The organism is Dokdonella sp. (genome assembly GCF_039926425.1).
Lineage (GTDB): Bacteria > Pseudomonadota > Gammaproteobacteria > Xanthomonadales > Rhodanobacteraceae > Dokdonella_A.
Window position 1 is genome coordinate 1 of sequence record NZ_JBDSWZ010000102.1, and the last position, 6,125, is coordinate 6,125.

At 64.4% G+C, this 6,125-nt stretch carries 4 protein-coding genes and 2 pseudogenes; 1 reads left to right on the plus strand and 5 read right to left on the minus strand.

Going from position 1 to position 6,125, the window contains the following annotated elements; translation table 11 throughout:
- Positions 1-882, plus strand: an 882-nt coding sequence (locus tag ABIV12_RS06730) for an efflux RND transporter permease subunit (RefSeq protein WP_348057551.1), incomplete at its 5' end; no start/stop codon positions are given.
- A gap of 232 nt (positions 883-1,114) precedes the next feature.
- Here ABIV12_RS06730 and ABIV12_RS06735 read toward each other — a convergent pair.
- The 5 genes and pseudogenes from ABIV12_RS06735 to ABIV12_RS06755 all read right to left on the minus strand — a co-directional run.
- Complete coding sequence (locus ABIV12_RS06735; RefSeq protein WP_348057553.1) at positions 1,115-3,412, minus strand: NADP-dependent malic enzyme; 2,298 nt, start codon at positions 3,410-3,412, stop codon at positions 1,115-1,117.
- Positions 3,413-3,524: 112 nt separating this feature from the next.
- Complete coding sequence (locus tag ABIV12_RS06740) at positions 3,525-4,826, minus strand: amidohydrolase (protein WP_348057555.1); 1,302 nt, start codon at positions 4,824-4,826, stop codon at positions 3,525-3,527.
- A 103-nt stretch (positions 4,827-4,929) separates the two neighbouring features.
- A pseudogene (locus ABIV12_RS06745) lies at positions 4,930-5,391 on the minus strand (tyrosine/phenylalanine carboxypeptidase domain-containing protein); the annotation flags it as partial.
- Positions 5,392-5,414: 23 nt separating this feature from the next.
- Positions 5,415-5,591, minus strand: a complete 177-nt coding sequence (locus ABIV12_RS06750) for an integrase core domain-containing protein (protein WP_348057557.1) — start codon at positions 5,589-5,591, stop codon at positions 5,415-5,417.
- A 305-nt stretch (positions 5,592-5,896) separates the two neighbouring features.
- Positions 5,897-6,125, minus strand: a pseudogene (locus ABIV12_RS06755) (IS3 family transposase); the annotation flags it as partial.

Sequence of the window (6,125 nt, forward strand, 5' to 3'; positions counted from 1 at the left end):
GTGCTGCGCACGATCGAAGCGGCGTTCCACGGCACTGTCGCCGCGCAGATGAACCTCGCCGACCGCAGTCTGCCGGTGGTCGTGCGGCTCGCAGGAGGGCCGTCGTCGCCAGCATCGGTCGGGCAACTCGTGCTGCGCGGCAGCGACGGTTCGCTCGTGACGCTTGGAAGGGTTGCGAAGATCGACATGATCAGCGCACGCAGCGTGCTCGACCACGAGGACGGATTGCGCCGGCAGATCGTCGTCGCCACACCGACGGTTGCCGACCAGGTCGGCTTCGCGCGGCGTGCGGAAGCGGCGGTCGCGGATGCGATCAAATTGCCGGCCGGCGTGTACCTCCGTTACGGCGGCAGTGCGCAGACGCAGCGCGCGGCAGCGCGTGAGCTCATCGTCTATTCGGTCTTTGCGTTCGTCGTCATCGTGCTGCTGCTGGCACTTGCGTACGGGCGCGCCCGGCACGTTGCGCTGACCCTCGCGGCTCTGCCGAGCACGTTGATCGGAGGCGTCGCCGCCCTCTGGCTCACGGGCAGCACGCTGTCGCTTGGATCGATGGTCGGGTTCGTCGCGCTGTTCGGCATGGCCGCGCGCAACACCATCCTGCTGGTATCGCACTACGATCATCTGGTGCTGGTCGAGGGCGAGACCTGGAATCTCGCGACCGCACTGCGAGGCGCGAGCGAGCGGCTGACACCCGTGCTTCTGACGGGCCTGCTGACGGCGCTCGCATTGCTCCCGGTTGCGTTGCAGAGCAAGGATGCGGGCCACGAAATCGAAGGGCCAATGGCAATCGTGCTGCTCGGCGGGCTGGCCACGTCGACGCTGGTGAGCCTGCTGCTGATCCCGCCGTTCGCAGCACGATGGCTCAGGATTGCGCGCGCATGACTTGCATGGACCCGATCGCGGCAGTGAACCGCCATCGCTCCTGACGTCATTCCCGCGAAGGCGGGAATCCATTCTCGACGGCCGGGGACTGCGAGCGTACGACAGGTCGGTGGTCCGGGTGAATGGTTCACCGCCCCACCCCAGGTTGTCACGAAATCACAAATGGATTCCCGCCTTCGCGGGAATGACGTCGATGCGCGGTGGGAGGAAATCGCCCCGCTGGTGGTTCCTTCTACGAAGAAGCCCCAGCCACCTGCGCGCGGATCTGCGCCTCGACCACGGCGAGCGCGGTCATGTTGTAGACGCGCCGCACCGTCGCTGCCGGCGTCAGCACGTGCACCGGTTTGGACGGACCCATCAGGATCGGACCGATCACCACGCCGTCGGTCATCACGCGCGTCAGGTTGAACGCAATGTTCGCCGAATCGAGATTGGGGCACACGAACACGTTTGCGCTGCCGCTCAAGCGTGAATCGGGGAACAGGTGGTCTCGCACCGACTGCACCAGCGCAGTGTCGGCATGCATCTCGCCTTCCACCTCGACCTTCGGCATCCGCTCGCGCAGGAGTTCCACCACGCGGCGCATCTTCGACGCGCTCGCATTTTCGTGACTGCCGAAATTGGAATGCGACAGGATCGCAACCTTGGGCACGATGCCGAAATACTTGAGACGCAACGTCGCCTGCGCGGTCGCTGCCGCGATGCGCTCGGCGTCGGGATCCACGGCGACATGCGTGTCGAGAAAAAAGAACACCCCGCGATCATTGAACACCGCGGTCATCGCCGACGTCGCGCTGACGCCGGGATCGAGCGGGATGATGCCGCGCAGATAGCCGAGTTTCTTGTGGAAGCGCCCGACCAGTCCGCAGATCATCCCGTCCGCCTCCCCTCGCCGCAGCATCAGCGCCGCGATGACGGTCGCGCGTGAGCGCACGATCTGCTTCGCACTCTCCGGAGTCACGCCATCGCGCTGCATCAGCGAGTGGTAGAGCATCCAGTAGTCCTTGAAGCGCGGATCGCTCTCGATGTTGCACAGCTCGAAGTCGGTGCCGGCCTTGAGGCGCAGGCTGAGGCGCTCGATGCGTGCGTCGATCACGGTCGGCCGCCCAACGAGGATCGGCCGCGCAATGCCTTCATCGACGATATGCTGGACCGCACGCAGCACCGTTTCCTCTTCGCCTTCGGCAAACACGATGCGCTTCGGGTCGGCCTTCGCGCGCGCGAACACCGGCTTCATCAGCAAGGTGGTTCGGAAGACGAACGCGTTGAGCTTCTCCGTATACGCGCGAAGGTCGTCGATCGGACGCGTCGCGACGCCGGAGTCCATGGCGGCTTTCGCAACCGCGGGCGCGAGCTCGACGATCAGGCGCGGATCGAATGGCTGCGGAATGATGTAGTCCGGCCCAAAACACATGGTGCGACCGCCGTATGCACGCGCGGCGACATCGCTCGCCTCGCGCCGTGCGAGTTCCGCGATCGCGTGCACGCAGGCGACTTTCATCGCCTCGTTGATCGTCGTCGCACCGACATCGAGCGCGCCGCGGAAGATGTACGGAAAGCACAGCGCGTTGTTGACCTGGTTCGGGTAGTCCGAACGCCCGGTCGCGATGATCGCATCGGGCCGTACGGCCAGCGCTTCCTCGGGAAGGATCTCCGGTGTCGGATTCGCGAGCGCGAGAATGATCGGCCGGGCAGCCATGCGACCCACCATGTCCGGCTTCAAGACGCCCGGCGCGGAGAGTCCGAGGAACACGTCGGCGCCGTCGATGATTTCGCCGAGCGACCGCGCATCGGTGACGCGCGCATAGCGGCACTTGTTCGGATCCATCTCCTCGACGCGGCCTTTCCAGACCACGCCAAGCCGGTCTGCGACCCACACGTTCTCCATCTTCACGCCGAGGCTGACCAGCATGTCGAGACACGCAAGACCCGCAGCGCCGGCCCCGGTCGACACCAGCTTGATCGATCCGATGTCCTTGCCCGCAATATGCAGCGCGTTGACCAGCGCAGCGCCGACGATGATCGCGGTCCCGTGCTGGTCATCGTGGAACACCGGGATCTTCATCCGCTCGCGCAAGCGACGCTCGACCTCGAAACACTCCGGTGCCTTGATGTCCTCGAGGTTGATGCCGCCAAACGTCGGTTCGAGGCTTGCGATGATGTCGACCAGCTTGTCCGGATCGTTCTCGGCAATCTCCAGATCGAACACGTCGATGCCGGCGAACTTCTGGAACAGCATGCCCTTGCCTTCCATCACCGGCTTCGCCGCAAGCGGCCCGATGTTGCCGAGGCCAAGCACTGCGGTGCCGTTGGTGATGACGGCGACCAGATTGCTGCGCGCGGTCAGCGTCGCCACCTCTCGTGGATCGCGCACGATCTCCTCGCACGCTGCGGCGACGCCGGGCGAGTACGCCAGCGACAGTTCGCGCTGCGTGACGACCGACTTGGTCGAGGTGACCTTGATCTTTCCCGCGGGCTCCTTGCGATGGTATTCGAGCGCGGCTTTCTTCAGTTCTTCGAGGGTCGACATGGGGTGGAACGCGGGCGCGTCCGGCCTCTGACAAGGACACGTGACTATAACATCGCGCCCATGGCAGCCGATGCCGTTCGGAGCGCGCGCGGCGTCGAATGCAGATCGACTTTCAGGATTTGTAGCCGAGGTAATCGAGCGCCGCCTGCAGCATGGTCTCGCTGCCCACCGCCAGCGCGCCTTCGTCGAGGAAGAATTTCGGCGAATGATTCGATGCCGCGGTCGCGGCATCCTGTCCGGCCGGCGTCGCGCCAACGAAGAAATAGACGCTCGGCGCAGGAACGCTCAATGCGAGCTGCGGGAAATCCTCCGATGCGGTCCAGCGTGGCGCCTCGCTGACCTTGTCCGCGCCAATTGCCTTTTCCAAACTCGTGCGAACGCGCGCAGTCAGGCCAGGGTCGTTGAAGTTGACCGGGTTGCTGCCACCGGTCGGAATCTTCGCATCGATGGTGGCGCCATTGGCCGCTGCAATGTGTTCGGCCATGGTGCGAAGACTCGCCAGTGCCTGCTCGCGCATTGTCGGATCGAACGTGCGCACGGTCCCTTGCAGCTCGGCTTTATCCGGCACGATGTTGAAGCGCGAGCCGCCGTTGAACACGCCAAACGTGACGACTGCCGGATCCTTGTTGATGTCGAGCTGGCGGCTGATGATCGTCTGCGCGCCCATCACGATCTGCGCCGCGGTGACGATCGGATCGATCCCTTTCCACGGCGTCGCGCCATGACTCTGCCTGCCGTGCACGGTGATCTCGAACGTGTCCGAACTTGCCATCGCCCCGCCCGCGCGTATCGACGCGAATCCGACGTTGAGCGCGCTGACGACGTGCATGCCGAACACCGCATCGGGCGTGAAGTCGCGAAAGACTCCTTCCTTGACCATCAGCGGCGCACCGCCCACCTCGCCCGCAGGCGACCCCTCCTCCGCCGGCTGGAAGATGAACATCACGTCGCCGGGAAGATCGGCGCGGATCTTCGACATGGCCTCGGCGACGCCGAGCGTCATCGCGGTGTGCGCGTCGTGTCCGCAGGCATGCATCACCCCGACCTGCTTGCCCTGATACGTGCCTTTGGCCTTCGACGCGAACGGCAGATCGACTTCCTCGGTCACCGGCAACGCGTCCATGTCCGCGCGGATCGCCAGCTTTGGTCCCGGCTTGCCACCCTTGAGGATGCCGATCACGCCGGTGTGCGCGATTCCGGTGCGCACCTCGAGGCCGAATTTCTTCAGCTGCGCCGCGACCAACTTCGCGGTGCGCACTTCCTCGTTGCCGAGCTCGGGATGCATGTGAAGATCGCGCCGCCACGCGGTGATCTGCGGCAGCAGTGGTTCGACCATCTGTGGCGACGTCGCGGTTGCGCCCGTCGCGTTCCCGCCGAGCGTGAACATGGCCAATGCAACGAGGTTTTTGCGCATCGAAAACTCCGGGATCGAGAAAGGGCTCATTGCGACCATGGAAATGCATCGCGCAGCGCAACGCAAGCGGTCTGGCACTCGTGTGCCGAAACGATGGTCCGAGTCAGAGCCCGAGCAACAGATCCTCGGCCTCGACGCGATCGAGGCGGATCTGGTTGGCGAACAGCGAGAACGCGAGACTGCCCGCGAGTCCTTGCGCGTGCTGCACCCACGGGGGCAGGTAGCGCGGCTGCGCGATGTATCCGTTGGCGAAGAAAGGCTCCAGCGCGATCACGTCGTGCAGCGCAAGCTTGCCGGCGAACAGGTTCCGGCACAGCGCCATGCGCCGATGTTTCATCGCCCAGCGGAAAAACGTGTGCACCGACAACAAGCCATGCAGGTACACCGCGTCCTTGGTGAATGCGGCGCCGCCTGTGACGGGCGCGCCTCGAAAAACGCGCTGCGCCGACGCGAAGCTGTCGTTGGCGCATTGACCCGACTCCAGGAAAAACCGGACCACCTCGATGAAGTCCGCGCCGCGGATCGCTATGTCGATCCCGAGGATGCGCAGGCTAATGCGCTGTAATGACCCAGCACTTCCTGATCAGGTCAGGCCGCTAAAGCATACGCTTTGTCGGGTGATTTCATTCCGAGCGCCTGGTGTGGGAGTCGGCTGTTGTAGAACTGAATCCAATCGCAGATGACGCGGCTCCCATGATGCTGACTGTCGAAGCGATGCCGATGGACGCATTGGTCCTTCAGTGTTCGGATCACACGGTCGACCATGCCGTTCGGTTGTGGGCAGTACGGCGTGATGAACTCATGAATGAGTCCGTAGCTGCGGACCAGCGCAGTGTATTTGCGGCTCGTGAAGACCAACCCATTATGCCCCGAGGGCAGGCTTCGCGCTCCGAGCGCAAAAGGAACGGTGTCTTCACGCGCCCCAACGTTCCGCAGCGCGTGATCAGCGCCTGCTCGATCGCCGCAGCGGCTGTCGTGGCTTTGCCGCTGCGCGAGAGATGCCAGCCCAGCAGTTGGCGCGTGTGGCAATCGATGACCAAGGCGAGCACGAGCCAGCCGTCACGGCCGCCTCATACCCGGCACAGGTCAGTCGACCAGCGTTCGTCCGGTCGCTCGGCGACCGATTTCTTCGCTTCGATGCGCGGGCGTTCGCCCACCGCATGCTTGCGTACCTGCCAGCCCTTCAGCTGGAAGATGCGCTGCACCGTGTTCTTGTTCATCGATAGCAGGCCCGCCACCGTGCGGTAGCCGAACGACGGATCGTTCTCGATCATCGCCTTGATCGGCTCGGCCAATGCT